Origin of the sequence: Serratia sp. X10 (genome assembly GCF_017811775.1) — a bacterium.
GTDB classification, from domain to species: domain Bacteria; phylum Pseudomonadota; class Gammaproteobacteria; order Enterobacterales; family Enterobacteriaceae; genus Serratia; species Serratia ureilytica.
This window is the reverse complement of record NZ_JAEIOH010000003.1, coordinates 123,203-142,547: the sequence shown is the minus strand read 5'-3', so window position 1 is coordinate 142,547 and position 19,345 is coordinate 123,203. Positions and strand designations below refer to the sequence as shown.

General features: G+C 58.7%; 20 protein-coding genes. 7 read left to right on the top strand and 13 right to left on the bottom strand.

Annotated features, from left to right (window positions below; all coding sequences use genetic code 11):
- Positions 1-54 precede the first annotated feature (54 nt).
- The 3 genes from J9788_RS10965 to J9788_RS10955 form a co-directional block, all read right to left on the bottom strand.
- Positions 55-1,680: an FMN-binding glutamate synthase family protein gene (locus J9788_RS10965; protein ID WP_182264876.1), complete on the bottom strand. Its 1,626-nt coding sequence runs from the start codon at positions 1,678-1,680 to the stop codon at positions 55-57.
- Between the two features lie 182 nt (positions 1,681-1,862).
- On the bottom strand, positions 1,863-2,453 hold the full coding sequence (locus J9788_RS10960) for a LuxR family transcriptional regulator (protein ID WP_004939094.1): 591 nt from the start codon (positions 2,451-2,453) through the stop codon (positions 1,863-1,865).
- Between the two features lie 21 nt (positions 2,454-2,474).
- Positions 2,475-3,191 (bottom strand): EAL domain-containing protein, encoded by a 717-nt coding sequence (locus tag J9788_RS10955; RefSeq protein ID WP_016928483.1) that lies wholly within the window; start codon positions 3,189-3,191, stop codon positions 2,475-2,477.
- 514 nt (positions 3,192-3,705) lie between these two features.
- Here J9788_RS10955 and J9788_RS10950 point away from each other — a divergent pair.
- From J9788_RS10950 to J9788_RS10935, 4 genes are read left to right on the top strand one after another with little or no spacing between them, the layout of a single operon-like run.
- Positions 3,706-4,248, top strand: a complete 543-nt coding sequence (locus tag J9788_RS10950; RefSeq protein ID WP_033647475.1) for a fimbrial protein — start codon at positions 3,706-3,708, stop codon at positions 4,246-4,248.
- A 48-nt stretch (positions 4,249-4,296) separates the two neighbouring features.
- Complete coding sequence (locus tag J9788_RS10945; RefSeq protein WP_033650575.1) at positions 4,297-4,983, top strand: molecular chaperone; 687 nt, start codon at positions 4,297-4,299, stop codon at positions 4,981-4,983.
- Positions 4,984-4,995: 12 nt separating this feature from the next.
- On the top strand, positions 4,996-7,590 hold the full coding sequence (locus J9788_RS10940; RefSeq protein WP_043137171.1) for a fimbria/pilus outer membrane usher protein: 2,595 nt from the start codon (positions 4,996-4,998) through the stop codon (positions 7,588-7,590).
- 14 nt (positions 7,591-7,604) lie between these two features.
- Positions 7,605-8,672 (top strand): fimbrial protein, encoded by a 1,068-nt coding sequence (locus J9788_RS10935; RefSeq protein WP_370571162.1) that lies wholly within the window; start codon positions 7,605-7,607, stop codon positions 8,670-8,672.
- Between the two features lie 75 nt (positions 8,673-8,747).
- Here the strand turns inward: J9788_RS10935 and J9788_RS10930 are convergent, their stop codons facing one another.
- From J9788_RS10930 to J9788_RS10910, 5 genes are all read right to left on the bottom strand, one after another.
- Positions 8,748-9,197, bottom strand: coding sequence for a helix-turn-helix domain-containing protein (locus tag J9788_RS10930; RefSeq protein ID WP_046896967.1), 450 nt, complete (start codon positions 9,195-9,197; stop codon positions 8,748-8,750).
- A 205-nt stretch (positions 9,198-9,402) separates the two neighbouring features.
- Positions 9,403-10,983: a malate dehydrogenase (quinone) gene (mqo, locus tag J9788_RS10925; RefSeq protein WP_046896968.1), complete on the bottom strand. Its 1,581-nt coding sequence runs from the start codon at positions 10,981-10,983 to the stop codon at positions 9,403-9,405.
- Between the two features lie 460 nt (positions 10,984-11,443).
- Positions 11,444-12,871: an alkaline phosphatase gene (gene phoA / locus J9788_RS10920; RefSeq protein WP_182264875.1), complete on the bottom strand. Its 1,428-nt coding sequence runs from the start codon at positions 12,869-12,871 to the stop codon at positions 11,444-11,446.
- 131 nt (positions 12,872-13,002) lie between these two features.
- On the bottom strand, positions 13,003-13,710 hold the full coding sequence (locus J9788_RS10915) for a glutathione S-transferase N-terminal domain-containing protein (protein WP_033642416.1): 708 nt from the start codon (positions 13,708-13,710) through the stop codon (positions 13,003-13,005).
- 74 nt (positions 13,711-13,784) lie between these two features.
- Positions 13,785-14,468 carry a helix-turn-helix transcriptional regulator gene (locus J9788_RS10910; protein ID WP_182264874.1) on the bottom strand — a complete coding sequence of 228 codons (684 nt, stop codon included), beginning with the start codon at positions 14,466-14,468 and terminating at the stop codon, positions 13,785-13,787.
- Between the two features lie 175 nt (positions 14,469-14,643).
- Here J9788_RS10910 and J9788_RS10905 point away from each other — a divergent pair, with 175 nt between their 5' ends.
- Complete coding sequence (locus J9788_RS10905) at positions 14,644-15,015, top strand: antibiotic biosynthesis monooxygenase (protein ID WP_182264873.1); 372 nt, start codon at positions 14,644-14,646, stop codon at positions 15,013-15,015.
- Between the two features lie 168 nt (positions 15,016-15,183).
- On the top strand, positions 15,184-15,681 hold the full coding sequence (locus J9788_RS10900; RefSeq protein ID WP_182264872.1) for an ATP-binding protein: 498 nt from the start codon (positions 15,184-15,186) through the stop codon (positions 15,679-15,681).
- Positions 15,682-15,713: 32 nt separating this feature from the next.
- Here J9788_RS10900 and J9788_RS10895 read toward each other — a convergent pair whose 3' ends face one another.
- The 4 genes from J9788_RS10895 to J9788_RS10880 all read right to left on the bottom strand — a co-directional run bounded on the left by J9788_RS10895 (position 15,714) and on the right by J9788_RS10880 (position 17,917).
- Positions 15,714-16,220, bottom strand: coding sequence for a GNAT family N-acetyltransferase (locus tag J9788_RS10895; protein ID WP_046896973.1), 507 nt, complete (start codon positions 16,218-16,220; stop codon positions 15,714-15,716).
- 62 nt (positions 16,221-16,282) lie between these two features.
- A complete protein-coding gene (locus J9788_RS10890; RefSeq protein ID WP_004939031.1) occupies positions 16,283-16,540 on the bottom strand; it encodes a YjhX family toxin in 258 nt (85 codons plus the stop codon).
- A gap of 233 nt (positions 16,541-16,773) precedes the next feature.
- On the bottom strand, positions 16,774-17,244 hold the full coding sequence (gene cynS, locus J9788_RS10885; protein WP_182264871.1) for a cyanase: 471 nt from the start codon (positions 17,242-17,244) through the stop codon (positions 16,774-16,776).
- A 19-nt stretch (positions 17,245-17,263) separates the two neighbouring features.
- A complete protein-coding gene (locus tag J9788_RS10880; RefSeq protein WP_044031615.1) occupies positions 17,264-17,917 on the bottom strand; it encodes a carbonic anhydrase in 654 nt (217 codons plus the stop codon).
- Between the two features lie 110 nt (positions 17,918-18,027).
- On the opposite strand from J9788_RS10880, the gene cynR reads away from it, so the two are divergent.
- The gene (gene cynR / locus J9788_RS10875) at positions 18,028-18,978 is read left to right on the top strand and encodes a transcriptional regulator CynR (RefSeq protein ID WP_182264870.1); all 951 of its coding nucleotides are present in this window, start codon (positions 18,028-18,030) and stop codon (positions 18,976-18,978) included.
- Here the strand turns inward: cynR and J9788_RS10870 are convergent.
- Positions 18,902-19,333, bottom strand: a complete 432-nt coding sequence (locus J9788_RS10870) for a hypothetical protein (RefSeq protein ID WP_033640893.1) — start codon at positions 19,331-19,333, stop codon at positions 18,902-18,904. The two genes, cynR and J9788_RS10870, sit on opposite strands and share 77 nt — an antisense overlap.
- Positions 19,334-19,345: the final 12 nt, after the last annotated feature.

Sequence of the window (19,345 nt, the reverse complement as noted above, 5' to 3'; positions counted from 1 at the left end):
CCATATGCTCTTCCCCAAGGCGAGGGGGCAACTCTCTTTTTATTCCTTATCCCATCATGCCACCGGCAGCGAGATCGCCTGATCGAAACTGTTGGGCGTCGCCATGCGCCACATGCGGGCGTAGAACTCGCTTTTGATCTCCGGCTGCAGCAGCGCGCCCGGCTCCAGGTAGTAATAGATATCGGCGTACACCTTGATCTCGGTCGGCCTGATGCGGCGCAGCATATGGTGCGAGGTCAGCTGCTCCGGGCGGCTGACGCCGGCCGCCGCCAGCATATCCGCCAGCGCTTTCATCGTATTTTGATGGAAGTGATAGACGCGCTCCGCCTTGTTCGGCACCACCAACGCCTTCTGACGCAGCGGATCTTGCGTCGCGACGCCGGTCGGGCAGTGGTTGGTGTGGCAGCTTTGCGACTGGATGCAGCCGACGGCGAACATAAAGCCGCGCGCCGAATTCACCCAGTCGGCGCCGAGCACCAGCACGCTGGCGATGTCAAAGGCGCTGATGATCTTGCCGCTGGCACCAATCTTGATTTGGTCGCGCAGGCCGCAGCCCACCAGCGTGTTATGCACGAACAGCAGCCCTTCGCGCAGCGGCATGCCCATATAGTTGGAGAGTTCGAGCGGGGCGGCGCCGGTGCCGCCTTCCTTGCCGTCCACCACGATGAAGTCCGGCAGAATGCGGGTGTGCAGCATCGCCTTGACGATGGCGACGAACTCCCACGGGTGGCCGATGCACAGCTTGAAACCGACCGGTTTGCCGCCTGACAGCTCGCGCAGCTGTTGGATGAACTGCATCATTTCCAGCGGGGTGGTAAAGGCGCTGTGCGAGGCCGGCGAGATGCAATCCACGCCTTCCGGCACGCCGCGGGTGGCGGCGATTTCCGCATCCACTTTTTTCGCCGGCAGAATGCCGCCGTGGCCCGGTTTGGCGCCCTGGCTGAGCTTGATTTCAATCATTTTCACCTGCGGGCTTTGCGCCTGTTCGGCAAAGCGGCGCGGATCGAAATGGCCGTCGGCGGTGCGGCAGCCGAAATAGCCGCTGCCCAGTTCCCACACCAAATCACCGTTGTTTTCGCGGTGATAGCGGCTGATGCTGCCCTCGCCGGTGTCGTGGTAGAAATTGCCTTTGGCCGCGCCGAGGTTGAGTGCACGAATGGCGTTGGCGGAGAGCGCGCCGAAGCTCATCGCCGAAATGTTGAAGATTGACGCGGAGTAGGGCTGGCGGCAGTCAGCGCCGCCGATGGTGATACGAAAACTGGTGGGATCGGCGGCTTCCACTGGCCGCATGGAGTGGCCGATGCACTCATAGCCGGTTTGATACACGTCCAGCAGGGTGCCGAACGGTTTGTCGCCCATCTCGTTTTTCGCCCGGCGATACACCAGCGTGCGCTGGGTGCGGGAGAACGGGATCTCTTCATTATCCTGCTCGAGGAAATACTGGCGCAGTTCCGGGCGGATGAACTCGAAGAAGAAGCGCAGGCGGCCGATGATCGGGTAGTTGCGGCAAATGGCGTGGCGCTGCTGCGTGAGATCGTAGATACCCAACACCATCAGGCAACCGCAAGCCAGGGCCGGCAGCCAGAACCACGGATGGTTGTGCATCATGATCAAGAAAACCAGGGTGAGCAAGATGCTCAGCACAAAGCAGGTATAGCGGCTGAATAAGGACGACTTCATAACATCTCCTGATGTTTATTTTTAATCCACACGACATGACTCACGGATAATCCGTGTGCAAATCGTAGCCAACAGGAGAGGATGTTGTGTGTCTGTTGCTGCTTTGTCGCCGGTTGTTACATTAATTTAACTCGGCGAGGGGGGATTGCCGCGCGGCGTACCGCGCAACAAACCAGGACGTGTTATTTGCCGGCGACGAAGATGGTGCTCATGCTGCGCAGCCGCAGCTTTTTCATCGCGCTGTATTTCTGCGAGAAGATGGTTTTCGGGTGCGTGCCGCGTTTTTCCGCGATATGCAGCAGGCTGTCGCCGCGCAGCAGATTGAAGATCACGTCGCTTTCCGCCGGGCTGAGCTCGCGGGTTTTCTGCACCCGGATACCGCCCGGCTCTTTGCTTTCCAGCAGCCGCTGGATTTTTTCCTGCAGCGAATAAAGCGGAATGCGGGTGGAGACCAACTCGACTGAAATCCCCAGGATCGACAGCAGTTTCACCACGCGCTCGTCGTCATAGAACACCAACAGGCGCGTTTTGCTGTTGTACTGCTGGTGCAGGGACACCAGGCTTTCGATCACGTTGACGCTCTGTTCCAGGTTTTGCGAGGTGAAAATCAGTGCGATATCGTGCTTGGTGATCTTTTCCGCTTTGGCGCCGCCGTGCATGAAATCGGAAAACAGGCGGATATCGTACGCGCCGTAGTGTTTCTTCAGCAGCACCGACAGGCCAACATAGCTGTACTTACACTCACTAATCACAAGAACGTTGTTTTTAGACATAGGGCAAACACCAATACCGAGTTAAAAGTATTCAGCTGTAAGAAGCGAGTTCAAATCCTTGATGCTGGATTCCTTCCACAGCTTTCCCTGCAGTGCGTAATATGGCATTTCATCCAGCCATTTCTTGTGTTCGGGAGTTTCAACTCCTTCGATAATTACCTTGTAATGATTAAGGTAAAAGAAGCGCAGTAACGCGCGCATCAAGCCCTCGCCGCCGGACTTTTTCATAAAGTCCCAAAGCAGAAAACGATCGAGCTTAACGAAGCGGAACTGGCTGTTGTACAACGCGGAAAAACCCGCATAGCCAGAACCAAAATCATCGAGCCAAAATGAATAACTATTCAATGACGGATCGCCGTGCACGCGATCTTTCACCAGCCGGGTTGAATTCTCGCTGATCTCAAAATGAATACAGCGCAGGGCATTAATTCTTTCGGCAAAGTGAGTATTCGCCAGCGATTGCAGGGAATAATCGTCAACATTCAAAGTGGCTATCACTTGGTTTTCATGAAACCAGTGTTTGTATTTATCGATCAGATTGATCTGATCCATCAAAATCTCAATCCGGGTAGCGCTGTCGGCATGGCGAAAGAACTGTTCAGGAGAAAAATGGGCATATTCGCTATTAAACGTAAAGCGAGACAGGCATTCAACGGCCAGCAATTGTCCCGATTTCGCGAACATTGGCTGGAAAACATAATTAATGCCGTTATTTTTCTCTCTGAAAGAACCGCTCATTTCCCAATCCTTGGATTGATATTTAACTTGTTGATTTTAAATGGTTAAAAAGAAAGTTACTCCGTATTTATTGGTAAATTTCTTATTTAAAGCGTCAGGATGGCCGAAACGTGTCGACAGACCATTTAACGCGGAATTCGTGCCAAAGTCCAAACGTCGCAATCTGTTACTAAATGTAAATATTCGGGATAATATTCTGATTTTCAGGCCTTAACGCAAAATGTTGAACTCTGCAGCTTTCCCAAACACAGATTATTCCTATTCATATGAATCGTCAACATCGATCGATAGGTATCCGCCGATAGTTTATTCCTATCAAGAGGGGGCTTATGAATGTTTTAAACGATTTAACATTAAGAATATGCTTAGTCTATATTTCGTCCGGCAATGAGTTCATCGAGGCAACGCTCCTTTTCAGCAAGGGAGTGCTATCGCTGAGTGTATGCTCAGTGGCGGCAATATATATATAAGCCCGCCACTGAATCGATTATTTTATTGTTCTATGGAGCTGGAAATGAAAAAAGTATTATTGCCTTTGGCTGCCCTGGTATTGTCTGCAACTGCTTCCAACGCAATGGCAGCAAACGGCACTGTTAAATTCACCGGTGAAATCAAACAGTCTACCTGCCAGGTAACTAGCGATACTCAAAATAAAGAAGTTTACCTGGGTACTTACCCAACTTCTGCTTTCCCAACCGTGGGTTCTAAATCCGCTTCTAAAGCTTTCCAGATCTCTCTGGAAAAATGTGATGCCGGCGATTACAGCCTGCGCTTCGACGGTAACACCGTTGCCGGCAACCCAGACCTGCTGTCCGTAAGCAACGTTGGCGGCACCGGCGCTGCAGCTACCGGCGTGGGTATCGAAATCACCGATAACAACGGCAAGCCATTCGCTATCGGCGACGGTTCCAACATCAACGACGATGTAGCGAAAGTCACCATCGCTGCTGACGGTAAAGCGACCTTCAACCTGCAGGCTCGTTACCGTTCATTCGATAGCAACGTAACTGCAGGTCTGGCTAACGCCACCAGCCCGTTCACTATCGAATACAAATAATCGTCTTTCAGGACACATACGGCCAAGGATGGCCCATAGAGGAAACCGATGAAAAAGTTCTTTGCTGCTCTGCTGATGCTGGGCACCTTTAACAGCTACGCCGGTATCCAGGTAGATGCCACTCGCGTGATCTATAAAGGCGATGACAAATCCGCCTCTCTGCCAATTCATAACGATGCTTCAGAAGCTTATATGGTGCAGACCTGGCTGGACACCGGCGATAGAAACCAAGTGCCGAAAAATCTGCCTGTCGTTGTCGTTCCACCGATTCTGAAATTGGACGCTGCCAAAACCGCGGTTTTGCGCTTTATCTATTCCGGTAATGGCTTACCTCAGGATAAAGAAACCCTGCTGTGGATTAACGTGCAGGAAATTCCACCGGCGCCGAAGCAAGAAAACGTGCTGCAGGTTGCGGTGCGTACCCGAATCAAACTTTTTTACCGGCCGGTGGCGTTGAAAACGACGCTGGACGAGCAAGTACAAAACTTGCGTTGGCAGCGTGAAGGTTCACGCCTGCAAGTGATTAACGATGGCCCGCTGCATATTACCTTTGGGGCGCTGCATTTGAAAAACAGCGCGGGCAAGACCGTGGATGTGGACGCCAACATGGTGAGCCCGAAAGATCGCTTATCGATCAACATCCCGGCGGGCGTCAGCGTCGGCAACAAGATTGCTTTCAGTTATATCAACGATTTTGGCGGTAGAACGGAAGTCAAGGACGTTCCAGTACAATAAGAGAGACAGGGAATGGCAAATCAACGAAAAGTAGCAGGCGGAACGACGCGGCTGACGCAGCTGATCCGTATTGCAATCATTGCCGCCAGCGCGCCAATGTTATGGAGTGAAACGGCGCTGGCAGAGTTTAACATGTCGTTTATTCACGGCGATGAAAACCTGAGTAACGCGGAAGCGGTCGCTCAGGGCGATGCTTTGCAACCGGGCGTTTACCCATTCGACATCTACGTCAACCTGACTCAGGTCGATCACAAAGATGTTACTTTTCGTCAGGTTAAAGGCCAGACCGCGTCTCAACCTTGCCTGAAAGTTGAAGACCTGCGCAACTACGGCATCAAACTGCCGGAAACGCTGCAGGCCGGCAGCTGCGTTGATCTGCCTGCGTTGGTTAAAGACGCCACCGTCAGCTATGACGCGGCGGTGCAGCAGATCAACATCTCCGTACCGCAGACCATGATGGATCTGAGCGCCATTGGCGCGATCCCGCCAAGCATGTACGATGAAGGCATCAACGCGCTGTTCGCCAACTATAACTTCAACTACAACAAGAACAGCTATCGCCGAGATGACGCCGACGACAGCGAGTACATGTTCCTCGCGTTGAACAGTGGCCTCAACCTGGGCAGATGGCGCCTGCGCAACAACTCCACCTGGGACAAACAGAGTGGCAGCAGCAGCAACTGGACCAACGTCTCTTCCTGGGCCGAGACCGACATCGTGCCATGGCGCAGCCGTTTGGTGATGGGGCAGGCGAGCACCAACAACAGCGTGTTCAACAGCTTCCAGTTCCGCGGGGTACAACTCTCTAGCGTTGACGACATGCTGCCGGACAGCCTGCGCGGTTATGCGCCGGTAGTGCGCGGCGTGGCGGCGACCAACGCCCGCGTCGAGATCCGCCAGAACGGTTACGTCATCTATAGCACCAACGTCGCGCCGGGTCCGTTCGAGATCCACGACGTCTATCCGCATACCAATAACGGTGACCTGCAGGTGACCGTGAACGAGGCCGACGGTTCGCATAAAACGTTCAGCGTTGCCTACTCCTCCGTGGCCAACATGCTGCGCGAAGGTATTTGGAACTTCCAGCTGACCGCCGGTAAATACCACAACGGTAACGGCGGCTATCAGCCGAAGCTGATTCAGGGCACGGCGGCATACGGCATGAACTATGGCCTGACGCCGTTCGGTGGCGCCATCATCGCCGAGCACTACCGTTCCGCTGCCGTGGGTATCGGTAAGAGTCTGGGCTCATGGGGCGCCATCTCCGTAGACGGTTCGATCTCCGATACCGAGCTGGCGAACGGCGATCGCAAACAGGGACAGAGCTTCCGTTTCCTGTACTCCAAGTCGCTCAACCAGATGGGCACCAACTTCCAGTTGGCGGGCTATCGCTATGCGACGTCCGGTTACTATGATCTCAGCGATGCGGTCCAGGAACGCAACAGCTGGCGCAACGGCATTTATGCCAATGATTACTGGGATCCGAACGATCTGCAGCCGGGCCAGCCTTCCTGGAGCAACAACCAGAAACGCACCCGATACACCGCGCGCTACGGCAACAAGCGCGAACGCGTCGAGCTGTCGCTCAGCCAGCAGCTGTGGGCGGGCGCGAGCCTGTACGCCAACGTCAGCCACCAGAACTACTGGGGCGTGTCCGGTAACGATCGCACGATTCAACTGGGTTACAACGACGGCTTCAAACGTATTTCCTACGGCGTGTATCTGCAGGATACGCGCGGCCAGTACGGCTATTCCGATCGCAGCGTGAACTTCACGATGTCGATCCCGTTGGATTGGGGCCAGAGCAACAACTCGACCACCGCCAACTTCAGCGCGGCGCACAGCAAACAGAGCGGCGACAGCTACTCGACCGGCATCAGCGGCACCATGCTGGATGACCGTCGCATGAACTACTCGGTTTCCACCGGGCATACGCAGTCCTCCGGTCAGAGCAGCAACCTGAACCTGGGCTACAGCAGCAGCATCGGTAACATCGACGGTAGCTATGCCTACAGTTCGAAATACCGCCAGGAAGGGCTGGGCCTCTCCGGTGGTCTGCTGGTGCACTCCGGCGGCGCGACTCTGACTCAGCCGTTGCAGAACACTATCTTGCTGGTGGAAGCGAAAGACGCCAAAGGCGTGCGTCTGGAAAACCAGCCGGGCGTGACCATCGATCGCTTCGGTTATGCGGTGGTGCCGTCGGCCAACCCGTACCGCTACAACTATGTGGCGCTGCGCACCGAAGATTTTGGCCCGGGCCTGGATGTGCCGGTGGCCAGTAAGCAAGTGGTGCCGACCGAGAAATCGGTGGTGAAGGTGAGCTTCGATACCTTCAAGGGCGTCAGCCTGCTGATTCACGCTCGTCTGGGTGATAACGGTTATCCGGCCATCGGCGCCGGCGTGTTCAACGAGTCCGGCCGCAACAGCGGCACCGTGGGCCTGGAGGGCGCAACCTATGTTTCCGGCGTGAAAGCGGGTGAAAAACTGACGATCAAATGGGGCCCGAAAGCCGATCAGCAATGCGTACTGCCGATTCCGGCGGACGTGGGCGACAAACAAGCGGCCATGGGATATCAGGAACTGACCCTGCAATGCCAAAAACTGTAAGGTACACCATGAACTTGAGCAAATTAGCACGTAACACACTTCTGTCGGTGGTGGGGCTGGCGGGGTTGGCGATGGCGCAACAGGCGGCGGCGATGCAATGCCGCTTCGGCAACTCGACCGGCAGTAGCAGACCAACCGGCAGCGTGACGCAGGATATCGACGTCGGCCGTCCAATCGTGCTGGCCGCCAGCGACTTTGTGGCGGGCAACCTGATTTGGCGTTCGCAGAACTTTACCTCCACCTTTACGTGCTGGGATACCGATAAATTCCCACAGGGGGAACACGCTTATATTTACTGGAACCCGCAGAACTCGTTCGGCGCGTTAGATAAATCATTGGCTATCGGTGTGTCGATCAACGGTGTTGATTATGATGCGATCAACCTTAAGCAGAGCTCCAACAGCCCGACCGGCCCGGATTTGGGGCCAGGCACAATACGTACCAACGGTAGAAACCCGGCGGCGCCGCAGGCGGTGACTGCCACCTATTCGGTGTATATCAAAGCCACCGGGGTGAAACCGCCGGCGGGTAACTTCCCGCCGCTGGCACGCGCATCGCTGTTCCAAATCGATGGCGTGAAGGGTCTGAACGCTACCAAAGACAGTAACTTTAACGCCTACATCAAGGGGCTGGACAAGATCCGCGTGATCCAGTGCAACCCGCAGATCACCGTGTTGGCCAACAACGGCGCCAGCGTCGATTTCGGCGTGCTAACCAGCTCCAGCGCCAAAATCGGTACTATCGCCAAGCAGGTGCCGTTTGATATCAAGGCTACCTTGAGCGGCGGCGAATGTGCCGGCCAATCTCTGCAGGCCAGTTTCAGCAGCACCAACGCCGATCCGTCAGACAACACGCAGATCCTGCCAACCACCCAACCGGGCGTGGCGATCTTCCTGACGCAGCAGCGCGACACCAGTAAAAAACCGATCCCACTGCAAACCAACGTGGATTTCGGCGGTGTGCTGCAGGATAAGCAGAACGAAGTGAAAGAGACCTTTATCGCGAACCTGAAGTGGTTGACCAATACGCCGAAGACCGGGGTGTTCAACGCCACTGCCAACGTCGACGTCACCTTCAAATAATTCGGTGTCTCGTCAATAAAGAAAGGGTTCAGTTCTCGCGAACTGAACCCTTTTTTGTGCCTTATACCGCACTGATTAACGCAGCCCCATCCAGCTGGTGCATACGCCTTCCGGCAGTTTGCCGGCAAACCAGCGCGGTAAGGCGGGGGCGTCGCGGTGTTGCTCAGCCTGCGGCTGCGCCGGCCATTCGGCGACGTCCCAGCGGGTGGTGCGGCGATACACCGCCGGGGTCTTGCCGAACTGTTTCTTGAAGGCACGCGAGAACGAAGGCTGAGAGTCGAAATGGTATTGCAGGGCGATATCCAGGATCGGGCGTGGGGTGGAGCGCAGCGCCTGCGCCGCCTGCGACAGGCGCCGCTCGCGGATATAGCTGCCGAGCGCGTGGCCGGTGGTGCTGCGGAACATGCGCTGCAGGTGCCATTTGGAGTAGCCCGACTTGGCGGCGACGTTGTCCAGCAGCAGCGGCTGATCCAGATGAGTTTCAATCCAGTCTAGTAAATCGTGAATGATATTGACGCGATCCATGGTTTTAGTTCTCCCGCAAAAACGACATTCAGGTCACAGTGACTTAGCTTAATTATCCAAGAATATACTTTGATAATAGGCGTGACTACGCCGTTACGCAAGGGTAAACCGGGGGTAAATAGGTGGCCAAAAATGCTCTTTGAGCGGCAGGGGTATAGAAAAAAGGCCGCATAAAGCGGCCTTGTCAGCAGGAAACCACGGGGAATCAGTTAGTTTCCGGTTTCACTTCAATGTAGTTCAGACCCAGCACGCTGCTGGTGTAGCCGCGGATCTTGTTGGTCATCTCGATATCGCCGTTCAGCTTGTGGCCGTAAGACGGGATGATCTCTTTCAGCTTGCTCTGCCATTCCGGCGTCGCCACTTTGTCTTTGAACACGGTTTCCATCAGATGCAGCATGATCGGTGCAGCGGTGGAAGCGCCCGGCGAAGCGCCCAGCAGAGCGGCGATGCTGCCGTCTTCAGCGCTGACGACCTCGGTGCCGAACTGCAGCACGCCGCCTTTATCCGCGTCTTTCTTGATGATCTGCACGCGTTGGCCCGCGGTCCACAGCTTCCAGTCTTCCTGTTTGGCGTCCGGGAAGTACTCTTTCAGCGCGGCGAAGCGGTCGTCGTCGTTCATCATCAGCTGGCCGACCAGGTATTTCACCAGATCGAAGTTATCCAGACCGACGTGGGTCATCGGCATCAGGTTCGAGGTGCTTAGCGAGTGCAGCAGATCGAACAGCGAGCCGTTCTTCAGGAACTTGCTGGAGAAGGTGGCGAACGGCCCGAACAGCAGCACGCGCTTGCCGTCCAGCATGCGGGTATCCAGGTGCGGCACGGACATCGGCGGCGAACCTACGCTGGCCAGGCCATACACTTTGGCCAGGTGCTGGTTGGCGATCTCCGGATTGGTGGTGACCAGGAACTGGCCGCCGACCGGGAAGCCGCCGTAGCCGTCGGCTTCAGGGATGCCGGATTTCTGCAGCAGGGTCAGGGATGCGCCGCCTGCGCCGATGAACACGAACTTGGCGTTAACGGTGGTTTCTTTGCCGTCGCGGTTCAGATCGGCAACGGTCACGCTCCAGGTCTGGTCGGCGTTGCGCTTGATGTCGCGCACTTCGTGGCTCAGGTTCAGCTTGAACTTGTCGCTGGCGCTCAGCGCGTCAACCAGCTGGTGGGTGATCACGCCGAAGTTGACGTCGGTACCCAGCGGCATGCGGGTCGCGGCGATTTTCTGCGCCGGATCGCGGCCGTTCATCACCAGTGGCGCCCACTGTTTGATCTGCGCAGGATCTTCGGAGTATTCCATGCCGCGGAACAGGGTGCTGTGCTGCAGCGCCGCATAGCGTTTACGCAGGAAGTTGACATTGTCGTCGCCCCACACGAAGCTCATGTGCGGCACGCTGTTAATGAAGGATTTCGGATCTTTCAGGACATTGTTTTTCACCTGATAAGACCAGAACTGGCGAGAGATTTCGAAAGACTCGTTGACCTTCACCGCCTTGCTGATGTCGATGGTGCCATCGGCTTTTTCCGGCGTGTAGTTCATTTCGCTGAAGGCGGAGTGCCCGGTACCGGCGTTGTTCCAGCCGTTGGAGCTCTCTTCCGCTACGCCGTTCATGCGCTCGTACATGTCGATGGTCCAGGTCGGCTCCAGCTCATGCAGATAGGTACCCAAGGTGGCGCTCATGATGCCGCCGCCGATCAGAACCACGTCGACGGTTTTATTCTTCTCTTCAGCCGCCGCCTGTTGCGTAACGCCAAACAGGCTGAGACTGAAAATCAGGACGAGTAATTTTCTCATTGAATTAAATCTCTTGTGTGTAAATTCTACTCATTGCAGGTGAAAGAATTTAGCGGGAGTTACCCTGGAAATAATGAAGCCGACCGCCCGGCGAAAGCCGATAGGCAGCAATAATGCCTTTTTGTTAATAGGGTTTTTAACGAAAAGTGAACTATTGCAGGCCGTCCGGATGCAAATTGATCGGTTCACGTTACTGGCGGGGTATTATTGTTTGCGAGAATGTTAAAAACTACTTTTGTAACTAAAAAAAACGAATATAAGCAAAAATAGGCCGGTTGCTGTCGCAGGAATAAACAGAGAGGAGCGAAAGACAATATAACCGCGTTATTTTCATGGGTTAATTGCCGCGTAATTAGACGTTATTTCGTTATCACACAATAATTGCGGATTAATTGCAAATGCGCATCGGTAACCAATAATAAATGGCCGCCGTCGCGGGCGGCCATCGTTCAGGGGGCGGTTACTTGATACCCATCGCATCGCGCATGGTGAAGAACAGATCGGTCTGATCGGTCAGGCCCACTACGTTGGCGGCGTGCGGGCCGTAGGACGCGACGCGCAGTTGGGTGCCGGTGTGCCCCTGCGACTCCTCTTCCGAGTTGCCGTAGCTGAGGGTCATCGGCGCGCCGTCCTTGGTGGTCAGCTTTTGGGTCAGGCCCGGCGCTTTGGCGTCGGCGGAGACGATCTGGCTGGAATGTGCGTGGTCGGCGGTGACGATCACCAGCGTGTTGCCGTCGGCGCGGGCGAAGGCCAGCGCTTTTTGCACCGCTTCGTCCAGATCGACGGTTTCGCCAATCTGCCCGCACGGGTTGGCGGCGTGATCCTGCTTATCGATCGACGCGCCCTCCACCTGCAGGAAGAAGCCGTTCGGGTTGTCTTTCAGCAGCGCGATCGCTTTTTCGGTCATCGCCGCCAGCGTTGGCGTGGCGGCGGTGCGCGCCGGGTTGTTTTCGCAGGTTACCGCCGGTTTGTCGAGGTTGCCGTGGTAGCTGGCTTTCGGCCCCAGCCAACGCACCGGCATATTGCCGTCGGCGAACAGCCCCAGCAGCGGTTTTTGCTGGTTGGCGAGGGTAACGGCCTGCAGTTCGTCGGCGTTGCTCACCCACTGATAACCCTGCGCCGCCGCCTGCTCCTTCAGCGATTTTCCTTGCCATTCGCCGCTTTTCGCCAGCTGGTTGAACGATTTCGCGCCGCCGCCCAGCGTGACGTCGGCGCGGGTTTTCAGCAGTTGTTCGGTGATGGAGCCGCGGCCGCCGTTTTCCAGCGCGTTAGCGGCGCATTTCTCGCTGGTTTCCTCCGGGCCATAGCACTTGCGTGAGATGACGTGCGAGACCAGCGCTGCCGGCGTGGCGTCTTGCAACTCGGCGGTGGAGACGTTGCCGGTGGCCTTGCCGGCGGCCTTGGCGATCTCCAGCAGCGTCGGTTGATCCTTGCCGTTCACGTCCACGCCGAGCGCGCCGTTATAGGTTTTCACCCCGGTGGCCCAGGCGGTGGCGGAGGCGGCGGAGTCGGTCACGTAGTCCGGCTTGTGGGTTTTCCTGTCCAGCGAGTAATGGGTGTATTGCCCGGTCAGCGGCAGGGCGTCGATGCCCTTGAAGTAACCGCCTGCGCCTTCGGCGTAGTTGCGCGCGGCGGTGATCTCGGAATCCCCCATGCCATCGCCAATCAGCAGGATCACGTTTTTCGCCGTTTTGTCCGACAGCGACGCCTTCAGCGCGGCGGTCTGATCGCCGGCCAGACGGCGGGCGCCGCCCGGTTCGACGAGGTTGCCGCGCGCGGCGCGATCGGTCAGGCCATTGGCATTGGCCGAGGTTTCCGCCGCGATGGCGGAGGAACAGAGCAGGGCGGACAGTACGGCGCCGGCGATCAGGGATACAGCAGGTTGCATGGGGTAAGCTCCTTGTCGTAATACAACAATGTAAATAACATCAAATTGTTACGAAAGGAGAGTAGAGCAGAGGGATGACAATTTTATGACAGTGGAAGGCGGGATGGCCCGGCGGCCACCCCGTTTGACGATCAGGCCGCGCGCGCCGGGATAGCGAGCCCACGCTGCACCGCCGGGCGCGCCAGACCGCGCTCCAGCCACTGCGCGACGCGAGGGAAACTGTCGAACTCCACCAGTTCGCGCGCCTCATAGAAGCCGATCAGGTTGCGCACCCAACCCAGCAGCGAGATATCGGCGATGGTGTACTCCGCGCCCATGATCCAGTCGCGGCCTTCAAGGCGTGTTTCCAGCACGCCGAGCAGGCGTTTCGATTCGTTTTTGTAGCGCTCCAGCGGCCGCTTGTCTTCATATTCGCGCCCGGCGAATTTATGGAAGAAACCGAGCTGGCCGAACATCGGGCCGACGGCGGCCATCTGGAAGAACACCCATTGAATGGTTTCGTAACGCTGCGCCGGGTCCTGTGGCAGGAAACGGCCGCTCTTTTCCGCCAGGTAGAGCAGAATGGCACCGGATTCGAACAGCGGCAGCGGCCGGCCGCCGGGGCCGTCGGGATCGATGATCGCCGGGATCTTGCCGTTCGGGTTCAGCGCCAGGAATTCCGGCGTCCAGGTTTCGTTGTTGCCGATGTCGATCAGGTGCGCTTCATAAGGCAGGCCGATCTCTTCGAGCATGATGGACACTTTGACGCCGTTCGGCGTCGGCAGAGAGTAGAGCTGCAGCCGTTCCGGATGCTGAGCCGGCCAGCGTTTGACGATCGGGAATTGGGTGGAATCGAGCATGGAAACTCCTCGGGTTGGCGGGGTCGCTTAAGCGTACCCCTAGAGTATTGCAGTAAAACTACCCTGCCGCCGGGTTACACCGTGAGGTCAAAATGTGCGGCCAGCGCTTTTTTACCGGCGTCGGTCAGCTGCAGCTCGCGGCTGTCGAGTTGGCGCAGCATCCAGCCGCGTTGGATAAAGGCGTTCAGCAGCGCAGCGCCCAGCGCGCCGCCGAGGTGAGATCGGCGTTCGCTCCAGTCCAGGCAACCGCAGGCGAAACGGCGGCGGGTGGGAGCGGGGGAACAATCGACGCTCAGCCGCGCCAGGGCCGCCTGGCCGGCGTCGCTTAAGCGGTAGTCTTCCTCGCCGCTCAACCAGTTCAGCGCATGCAGCCGATCGTGCAGCTTTACCGCTACCTCGCCCGCCATATGGTCGTAGCAGGTGCGGGCATATTGCAGCGAGGTCGGCGTGCTGCTCTTCACCGACGGGCGCGGCACGCCGGTCAACGCCATCAGACCTTCCAGCGCGGCGGCCACCGGTTGCCCGGCCAGCCGGAAATAGCGATAGCGCCCCTGTTTGACGCAGGCAATCAACTGCTGTTCCAGCAGTTTCGCCAGATGCGCGCTGGCGGTGGACGGGGCGACCTCGACCGCCGCGCTGAGCTCGGTAGCGGTGTAGGCGCGCCCGTCCATCAACAGGCACAGCATGCGCGCCCGGGTGCGGTCGGCGATGGCGGCGCTCAGCGCCGCTAAACGATCTTCTATCTCGATGTTATGCATACTTCGAGGTTAGACGAAGTATGGCTGTGCGTCCATTGCTAGCCTGTAGTCATCGCACTTTGCTGCTGTGCGGCCGTATTCGCTGGATATTGATGAGCGGGCGTTGAAATCGGTGCAGTGGCGCCGTTCGCTGAATGCGCGCGTGCCGGAATTTTACCGTTGAGAGGAGACGAGGATGATTGCCGTGATTTTTGAACTGCAGGCCGCCGATGGGCAGCGCGATACCTATCTGGCGCTGGCGGCGGCGCTGAAGCCGCTGCTGGCGCAGATCGACGGATTCATCTCTATCGAGCGCTTCCAAAGCCTGGCGGATCCTGCGCGCCTGCTGTCGCTCTCTTTCTGGCGCGACGAGGCGGCGGTGCAGCAGTGGCGCAATCTCGAACAGCACCGGGCGGCGCAGACGCGCGGCCGTGGCGAAGTGTTGGCGCAGTATCGGCTGCGGGTGGCGGAGGTGGTGCGGGACTACGGGCTGGAGAGACGCGACCAGGCGCCACAGGATAGCCGTTGTTATCACGCACAGAGCAAGCCTGCGTCGGAAGCGAATTGACAACGCTGCACGGTTGTCATATTCATTAGCTATGAAAAAATCCTACCGCCCATTCGCGAAAATTATTATCACCCTTCTCCAGAGGGTGGGATAGCGCGTGTGTCGCCAATAAAAACCCGCCGGCAGGCGGGTTTTTTTATCCCCTTCCGGCAACGACCGGAGAACGTCATGAAAACCTACCCTGGAGTTTTACACCTGATGTGCGGCAAGGCCGGCGCAGGCAAATCGACGTTGGCGCAGCGTTTGGCCCAGCAGCCGCAAACGCTGTTGCTGAGCGAAGATGCATGGCTGGCGACGCTGTATGAACAGGATATGGCCAGCCTGCAAGACTACGCGCGCTGCTCCGACCGGTTGCGGCGGGCGCTGGGCGGGCACCTTGTTCAGCTGCTGCGCGGCGGTTGGTCCGTGGCGCTCGATTTCCCGATGAATACGCCGGACAGGCGGCGCTGGGCCAAAGCCTTGGCGGAGGAGGCCGGCGTCGCGCACTGCCTGCACTTTCTCGACGTCAGCCATGCGCAGTGCCTGAACCGGATAACGCTGAGAAATGCGCGCGGCGAACACCCGTTTACACTGAGCGAGGCGGAGTTTGAGCACCTGGCGCAGTATTTTGTTCCCCCGGTGGAAGAGGAAGGGATGACTATCTTGCGTTATGGCGAGCGGGACTGAAAACCGGCGCCATGACGGCGCCGGCAACAGGGTTAGGCTTCGGCGTTAAACGCGTTGTGGAAGGTGACCTCCGCGCACGGCAGCGCGCCCTGGAAGGCGACGGCGCGGAAGTAGTCTTGCGGCACGCCCGGCAGGGTCAGCGCGCTCTGCGCCTGGAAGCCGAAACGGCCGTAATAGCTCGGATCGCCCAGCACCACGCAGCCTGCGGCGCCACGCTCCTGCAGCTCGGCCAGCAGCCGGCGGATAAGCATGCTGCCGATCCCCTGGCCCTGACAGGCCGGCAGCACCGACACCGGCGCCAGCCCGTACCACCCGGCGGCGCCGTTGCTGAGTGCGACCGGCGAGACGGACGCGTGCCCGATCGGTGTGCCATTGCGTTCGGCGACCAGCGACAGGGTGAGGGCTCCCGCCGCGCGCAGCGCATTGACGATAAACTGCTCGGTGTGGCTGCTGTGCTCGGCATGCAAGAATGCGGCGGCGGTGAGGGTGGCGATGGCGCCGACGTCGGCCGGCGTTTCGTGGCGTAACGTGATGTTCATGGTTGTATCCTGATTAAATAAGACTGTGCCGACCGGGCTACCTGCCCGGCCGGTATCGATGATTAACGGTTATCCAGCTGCGCCCGCACGGCCTTGAGCCCGGCGAAGGTGACGCGATAAGGGCGCCCCTGGCGAGAGAGGATCAGGCGTTTGGTTTTGAGCTTGGTGAAAACGGCCAGCGAGCAGTCGGCCAAGCCGAGCCCTTCGCGGGTGTAGCATTCAACGTGGGTGACGCGACCGGCGTCGTTGCGGGTGAAGGCGATATAGCCGCCTTTGGCCAACACGTGCAGCACGCGTTGTTCCGCTTTGGAAATGTTCATGTTGGGAGATCCTGTAATAACCCCAGATACGCGCATCCCCGCGCAAACGCGCGTCGGATACGTCAGAGTCCCTCGCCATGCGGCAAGGAAGCGACTATCGGGTGGTTACAATCTCCAACATACAGGCCTCGGGCAGTGAAAAACGCCAGAGCGGCGTTTCAGCGCAGTTAATGTAGCCAATGGCCGGTTGGCTGTCAATTTGCCGGCGACGTGGGCCGCCGGCGCAAGGCCAATCAGAAAGGCTTGGTCGGCAGGTATTTGCCGTCCAGGGTGATCACCGCGCGTTCGCCGCCGTCCGGATCGGCGACCTTCTTGATATCCAGCTTGAAGTTGATGGCGCTGATGATGCCGTCGCCAAACTGCTCGTGCACCAGCGCTTTCAGCGTGGAGCCGTAGACCTGCAGCATTTCATAGAAACGATAAATGGTCGGGTCGGTCGGCACGCCGCCGGGGATGCTGCCGCGCAGCGGGATGGTTTGCAGCAGCTGTACCGCCTCTTCATCCAGCCCCAGCTTGACCGCCACGGTGCGCGCCGCCGCTTCCGGCAGCGCATGCTGCCCCAGCAGCGCGGCGGTGACGAACGCCAGGCTGAGACCGGTGCCCTCGGCCAGCGCTTCGAACGTCAGGTTATGGCGGATCTTGGCGGCCATGATGGTGTCGGTGAGCGCTTCGCGCGGGGCGGCGTTGTGCAGAGAGTGTGTCATGTTGGCTCCTTTTGTGGGCTTAAAAACGGGCGATCGCCGGCGTGGCGGTCACCTCGGGATGGGTGGCGAGCGGCACGAAGCGGCGGGTTTCGCCGTCCAGCGCCTCGATAGCGCCGCTGGCGATGTCATAGACCCAGCCGTGCAGCGTCAGGCGGCCCTGTTCCAGCGCCAGGGCGACGGAAGGGTGCGTTTTGATGTTGTTGAGCTGGGCGATGACGTTTTCGCGCACCATCGACGCGACCCGCGCTTCGTCGCAGGCGTGCGGATAAGCCTGATTGACCGCCTTGGCGGAATCGGCGTAACGCAGCCAGCCGGCGACCGTTGGCAGGTGATCCAGACACTGGCAGGTGGCGATGGCGGTCATCGCGCCGCAGTCGGAATGGCCGCAGATCACGATATCTTCCACGCCCAGCGCGGCGACGGCGTACTCGACCGAGGCGGTCACCCCGCCGGGTTCGGGGCCGAAAGAAGGCACGATGTTGCCGGCATTGCGGATAACGAACAGATCGCCCGGCTCGCGCTGGGTGACCAGCTCCGGCACCAGGCGGCTGTCGGAACACGAGATAAACAGCGTGCGCGGATTTTGGCGGGTGGCCAGCCGCTGAAACAGCGCCGTGCGTTCAACAAAGGCTTCGCGCTGGAACTTCAGGAAGCCCTCAATTACCTCTTTCATTGTTTTTCTCCCAGGGGGTAAGCGATGGAGGCATCATGAACGCTTCTGGCTATAGGGTCTAAGACCCATTTATAATACTGGCTATAGGTTTTACTAATAGTTGGGGCGCTATGCTGCTGCGACATATCCGTTATTTTCTGGCCGTGGCCGAACAGGGCAATTTCACCCGCGCCGCCGAAGCGCTGCACGTCTCGCAACCGACCTTGTCGCAGCAGATCAAACAGCTGGAGGATGCACTGGGAGCGCCGCTGTTCGATCGCAGCGGCAGAAGGGTGCAGCTGACCGACGCCGGTGAGGCCTGGATGCGCTATGCGCGCCTGGCGCTGCAGGATCTGGACGCCGGCGCGCGGGCGATCCATGACGTGGCGACGCTGGCGCGCGGCCATCTGCGGCTGGCGATGACCCCGACCTTCACCGCCTATCTGGTGGGGCCGACGATCGATGCGTTCTACCGCCGCTACCCGGGGATTACGCTGAGCATTGAGGAGATGGCGCAAGAGCGGATTGAGGCGCTGCTGGCGCAGGATCGGCTGGATCTGGGGATTGCCTTTGAGATGGCGCAGTCGGCGGAGGTGGAAGCGATGCCGTTGTTCAGTGAGACGCTGGAGCTGATGGTCGGCGCCGATCATCCCCTGGCGGCGCGGCGTCGGCCGCTGGCGCTGGCGGAGTGGCGAACTCTGCCGCTGGCCTTGCTGAGCGGCGACTTCGCCACGCGTCAGTTTATCGATCGCTACTGCACGCAGCTCGGTTTCCGGCCGCAGGTGGCGGTGGAGGCCAATGCGCTGGCCGCCATCCTTGAGATCGTGCGGCGCGGGCAGCTCGCCACGCTGTTGCCGGCCGCCATTGCGCGCGAGAACCGGCAGTTGAAAAAAGTGGCGTTGGCCAACGCCATGCCGGCCCGTCAGGCGGTATTGCTGCAGCGCCAAGGCGCTTACCGCAGCGCCGCCGCGCAGGCGTTTATCGCCGTTTTGCGGCAACAGGGCGTTACGCCAACGCCCCCCAGCGCTGCGTCATCCCCAGCAGATGCACCAGCCCGAAGCCGAGGCAAATCAGCGAGCTGACGACGATGAAGCGTTGGCTGCGGCCGGTATCGCGCAGGGCGAAAGGGCCGGCGACGCCGCGCAGCAGGTAGATAAAGGTGATGATAAACAGCGCGGGCCGCAGCAGTGGCAGCGGCGCGATCAGGCCCGCGCCGGACAGCGCGTAAAGCGCCCAAATAAACAACACCAGCGCGATGCCGGCGGTAACGACGGCAGGGAACTTTTTACCTGCTTCCGCCGCCTTAATGAAGCGATCGCCGGCGCCGCACAGCCGATAGCCGCGCGGCCCGGCGGCGATCACCCAAATATGCAGCAGGGCGGCGATGGCGCTCAGCGCAGCGCCGATCAGCAGCGCGGTGTTATAGAGGTGTGGCATGGTTCAGCATCC

Coding starts and splice junctions, on each gene's coding strand:
- J9788_RS10965 (WP_182264876.1), bottom strand. CDS start 1,680: ATGAAGTCGTCCTTATTCAGCCGCTATACCTGCTTTGTGCTGAGCATC.
- J9788_RS10960 (WP_004939094.1), bottom strand. CDS start 2,453: ATGTCTAAAAACAACGTTCTTGTGATTAGTGAGTGTAAGTACAGCTAT.
- J9788_RS10955 (WP_016928483.1), bottom strand. CDS start 3,191: ATGAGCGGTTCTTTCAGAGAGAAAAATAACGGCATTAATTATGTTTTC.
- J9788_RS10950 (WP_033647475.1), top strand. CDS start 3,706: ATGAAAAAAGTATTATTGCCTTTGGCTGCCCTGGTATTGTCTGCAACT.
- J9788_RS10945 (WP_033650575.1), top strand. CDS start 4,297: ATGAAAAAGTTCTTTGCTGCTCTGCTGATGCTGGGCACCTTTAACAGC.
- J9788_RS10940 (WP_043137171.1), top strand. CDS start 4,996: ATGGCAAATCAACGAAAAGTAGCAGGCGGAACGACGCGGCTGACGCAG.
- J9788_RS10930 (WP_046896967.1), bottom strand. CDS start 9,197: ATGGATCGCGTCAATATCATTCACGATTTACTAGACTGGATTGAAACT.
- mqo (WP_046896968.1), bottom strand. CDS start 10,983: ATGAGAAAATTACTCGTCCTGATTTTCAGTCTCAGCCTGTTTGGCGTT.
- phoA (WP_182264875.1), bottom strand. CDS start 12,871: ATGCAACCTGCTGTATCCCTGATCGCCGGCGCCGTACTGTCCGCCCTG.
- J9788_RS10915 (WP_033642416.1), bottom strand. CDS start 13,710: ATGCTCGATTCCACCCAATTCCCGATCGTCAAACGCTGGCCGGCTCAG.
- J9788_RS10910 (WP_182264874.1), bottom strand. CDS start 14,468: ATGCATAACATCGAGATAGAAGATCGTTTAGCGGCGCTGAGCGCCGCC.
- J9788_RS10905 (WP_182264873.1), top strand. CDS start 14,644: ATGATTGCCGTGATTTTTGAACTGCAGGCCGCCGATGGGCAGCGCGAT.
- J9788_RS10900 (WP_182264872.1), top strand. CDS start 15,184: ATGAAAACCTACCCTGGAGTTTTACACCTGATGTGCGGCAAGGCCGGC.
- J9788_RS10895 (WP_046896973.1), bottom strand. CDS start 16,220: ATGAACATCACGTTACGCCACGAAACGCCGGCCGACGTCGGCGCCATC.
- J9788_RS10890 (WP_004939031.1), bottom strand. CDS start 16,540: ATGAACATTTCCAAAGCGGAACAACGCGTGCTGCACGTGTTGGCCAAA.
- cynS (WP_182264871.1), bottom strand. CDS start 17,244: ATGACACACTCTCTGCACAACGCCGCCCCGCGCGAAGCGCTCACCGAC.
- J9788_RS10880 (WP_044031615.1), bottom strand. CDS start 17,917: ATGAAAGAGGTAATTGAGGGCTTCCTGAAGTTCCAGCGCGAAGCCTTT.
- cynR (WP_182264870.1), top strand. CDS start 18,028: ATGCTGCTGCGACATATCCGTTATTTTCTGGCCGTGGCCGAACAGGGC.
- J9788_RS10870 (WP_033640893.1), bottom strand. CDS start 19,333: ATGCCACACCTCTATAACACCGCGCTGCTGATCGGCGCTGCGCTGAGC.